Raw genomic sequence first — 3,469 nt, forward strand, 5'->3', positions numbered from 1 at the left:
CTTCTACGGCGGCGCGAAACTCGGCGACCGCACAATGGTCGACGCGCTGGAGCCGGCTCTGAAGGCGCTCGACACGAACGGGCTGGAGGCGGCTGCTTCGGCCGCGCGGCGGGGCGCGCAGGCGACTGCAGCGATGCCGAAGGCGAAGGCCGGTCGCTCGGCCTATATCGGCCGCCAGCTTGACATAGCGGATCCGGGCGCGTTTGCAGTTGCCGAGGCGTTCGCGGCCATGGTGGCCATGTTCGTCCCGGCGTGAAGGACAGGCGATGGCCGCACCCGATTTCTCACAATTGATCGCGGCGACAGCGGATACGATCGCGGCGCATGCCGACGAGTTGACCGCGCTCGACCAGGCGATCGGCGACGGCGACCATGGGCTGAACATGAAGCGCGGCTTCGAGGCGGTCCGCGCCGAAAAGGCCGCAATCGCGGCAAAACCGCTGCCGGACGCGCTTAAGGCGATCGGCACCAGGTTGGTGATGACCGTCGGTGGAGCCTCCGGGCCCTTGTTCGGTACTCTGTTCATGGCGCTCGGCAAGGAACTGTCCGGCACGCCCGACCGCGCCGCGCTGACAGCGGCGCTGGGTAAGGCGATCGAGGCGGTTTCGGCGCGCGGCAAATCGCAGCCGGGGCAAAAAACGATGCTCGACGTGCTGCAGCCGGTGTATGAGGCACTGGCGCAGGGCAAGACGGCTGGCGCAATCGCAGACGCCGCCGACAAGGCGGCCGAGGCCACCGTGCCGATGAAGGCCTTGCGTGGGCGCGCCTCTTTCCTGGGGGAGCGCTCGATCGGGCATATGGACGCCGGGGCGCGGTCGACCGCGCTCTTGGTGCGCGCAGTCGCTGAAGCAATCGAGGGTTCTTGATGAGCAATGTCGGTATCGTCATCGTCTCGCATTCGCCGCTGGTCGCCGAAGGCACGGCCGACATGGTGCGCCAGATGGTGGGCGACGAAGTGCCGCTTGCATGGTGCGGCGGAAACGGCCATGGCGGGCTGGGCACCAGCGTCGAGGCGATCATGGGCGCGATCGAAAAGGCCTGGTCGGAAGCGGGCGTCGCCATCCTGGTCGATCTCGGCGGCGCCGAGACCAACAGCGAGATGGCGGTGGAAATGATCGGAGAGCCGCGCTCCCGCAGAATAGTCGTCTGCAACGCGCCGATCGTCGAGGGCGCGGTGATGGCGGCGACGGAATCTTCCGGGGGTGCCTCGCTCAAGGAAGTGGTGGCGACGGCGCATGAATTGTCGCCGTCGTGAGTGAACGGGAATCGACTGAATGTCCGCATCCGCCGAAGCCACGGTTCTGATCACCCACGAGGTGGGCCTGCACGCGCGCCCTTCGGTGAAGTTCACCAAGCTCGCCAAGTCGTTCGCGGCCGAGGTGGAGGTGGCAGTCGCCGCCAACGGCCCCTGGTTCGATGCCAAGAGCATCGTCAAGGTCATGGCGGCCAAGGCGCCGAAAGGAACCGTGCTGCACATAAGGGCGCGAGGCGACGGCGCAAGCAACGCGGTCGAAGCGCTGGTCGGCCTGGTGCAGCGCGATTTCGACGAGGATGCGGATCATGCCCGCTCCGCTTGAGCCGGGTCTGCCGCCCTCTCAATCCGCAAGGAATGCGGGCCATGCGGATTGAGGGCATCCCTGCCTCTCCCGGCTACGCCGAAGGGCCGCTGTTCAACCTCGACCGTCCACCGGCTGCTTATGTGGCTAAGGCGAGCGAGGCGGAGGAGAAAGCAGCGCTGAAGGCGGCCATCGGCAAGGCGGTGAGCCGGCTGACCTCGCTTGTCGAGACGGCCGATGGCGATGCCGCCGGCATCCTCGAATTCCACATCGCCATGCTGGAGGACGTCGCGCTGAGCGCGCCCGCCTTCGCGGCGCTCGGCTCCGGAGAGCCGGCCGACGCTGCCTGGCGGCAAGCACTGGATGCCGAGATCGCCGGCTATGAGGCGTCCGACCAGGACTATTTCCGGGCACGCGCCTCGGACTTGCGCGACATCCGCGACCAGGTGCTGCGAGCGCTGAGCGAGGATAGCGAGACCGCGGCGCCCCTCGGCGCCATCCTCTATGGCCTGGACATCGCGCCGACGCGTTTCCTCGAAACCGACTGGAGCAGAGGCGGCGGCATTGCGCTCGAGGCCGGCAGCACCGCCAGCCATGTCGCCATGCTGGCACGCTCGCGCGGCGTGCCGATGGTGGTGGGGCTTGGTGCCTTTGCGGACGAGCCCACCGGAAACGCGCTGCTCGACGCCGAGCATGGCGGCATCGTGCTCTCGCCCTCGCCGAAGGAGATCGAGGCGTTCCGGCAATCATCCTCCTCCTTCGCGGCGCGACAAGGCCAGGCGCAGACTTTTCTCGCCCAGCCGGCGGCGACCAAGGCCGGCACGTCGGTGCGGGTGCAGGTAAACATTGCCTACCCTTCCGATGTCGACGGCATCGACATTGCGACCTGTGATGGCGTCGGGCTCATGCGCACCGAATTCCTGTTCGGCAAGGCCCTGCCGGACGAGGAGACACAGTACCAAGCCTACCGCAAGGTGCTGGAATGGGCCGGAGAAAAACCGGTGACCATCCGCACCATCGATGCCGGCGGCGACAAACCGATCCCCGACTTCACCGTCGAGGAGACCAACCCGTTTCTCGGCCTGCGCGGTATCAGGCTGTCGCTGGCGCGGAGCGACATCTTCCGGGTGCAAATCCGGGCATTGCTGCGCGCCGCCGTCCACGGCAATCTGAAGGTGATGTTTCCGATGATCGCCATGGCCGAAGAGCACAGGCAGGCCGCCGCGTTGTTTGCGGAGGAGGAGGCCGCTCTCGCGTCGCGCGGTGTTGCGCACAAGCTGCCGCCGCTGGGCATCATGGTCGAGGTCCCTTCGGTGGCCATCGCGCCGGAGGCTTTTGCCGACGTTGCCTTCTTCTCGATCGGCTCCAACGACCTGACGCAATATGTGATGGCAGCCGCGCGTGACAACGCCGCCGTTGCACATCTCAACGCTGTCCGCCATCCGGCTGTGATGCGGCTGATCGCTTCGGTCGCGGCCTTCGGGCGCGAGAAAGGAATTCCGGTCAGCCTCTGTGGCGATGCGGGCGGCGATCCGGCCGCCATTCCGGCGCTGATTGAGGCCGGCCTGCGCGACCTATCGGTGTCTCCGGCGCAACTCGCCATGGCCAAGGCGGCCATAGCGGACGTCCCGGTGTAAGCACAGCATGGCCAGGCCAGCCAAGATACAAGAAGCCGGCGCGGAAGACGCGATCCGCGCGTATAAGACCATCCTGTCGCAAGTCATCGACCAGCGGCCTTCCGGCATGCGCCAGCGACTTGCCGATGCGCTCGGCAAGCATCGCAGTTTCGTCACGCAAATCTCCAGCCCGGCCTATTCGATCCCGATCCCGTCGAAGCATTTGCCGGCTATCTTTTCCGTCTGCCATTTCAGCCCGGCCGAGCGCGACCAGTTCCTGGCCGCCTACCACCAGGC

General features: G+C 66.7%; 5 protein-coding genes and 1 pseudogene. All 6 read left to right on the top strand.

Annotated elements, in window-relative coordinates:
- The coding region (locus EOA60_RS24345; RefSeq protein ID WP_128312024.1) for a DAK2 domain-containing protein at window positions 1-256 on the top strand (256 nt) is incomplete at its 5' end.
- Between the two features lie 10 nt (window positions 257-266).
- The gene (gene dhaL, locus EOA60_RS24350; protein WP_095824314.1) at window positions 267-866 is read left to right on the top strand and encodes a dihydroxyacetone kinase subunit DhaL; all 600 of its coding nucleotides are present in this window, start codon (window positions 267-269) and stop codon (window positions 864-866) included.
- On the top strand, window positions 866-1,255 hold the full coding sequence (gene dhaM, locus EOA60_RS24355; RefSeq protein ID WP_067003489.1) for a dihydroxyacetone kinase phosphoryl donor subunit DhaM: 390 nt from the start codon (window positions 866-868) through the stop codon (window positions 1,253-1,255). The genes dhaL and dhaM overlap by 1 nt, the downstream gene beginning before the upstream one ends.
- 19 nt (window positions 1,256-1,274) lie before the next feature.
- The gene (locus tag EOA60_RS24360) at window positions 1,275-1,577 is read left to right on the top strand and encodes an HPr family phosphocarrier protein (protein WP_067003487.1); all 303 of its coding nucleotides are present in this window, start codon (window positions 1,275-1,277) and stop codon (window positions 1,575-1,577) included.
- A 41-nt stretch (window positions 1,578-1,618) separates the two neighbouring features.
- Window positions 1,619-3,193 (top strand): phosphoenolpyruvate--protein phosphotransferase, encoded by a 1,575-nt coding sequence (gene ptsP, locus EOA60_RS24365; protein ID WP_164893857.1) that lies wholly within the window; start codon window positions 1,619-1,621, stop codon window positions 3,191-3,193.
- Window positions 3,194-3,200: 7 nt separating this feature from the next.
- Window positions 3,201-3,469, top strand: a pseudogene (locus EOA60_RS24370) (hypothetical protein); the annotation flags it as partial.

Origin of the sequence: Mesorhizobium sp. M1A.F.Ca.IN.020.06.1.1 (assembly GCF_004023265.1) — a bacterium.
Classification (GTDB): Bacteria; Pseudomonadota; Alphaproteobacteria; order Rhizobiales; family Rhizobiaceae; genus Mesorhizobium.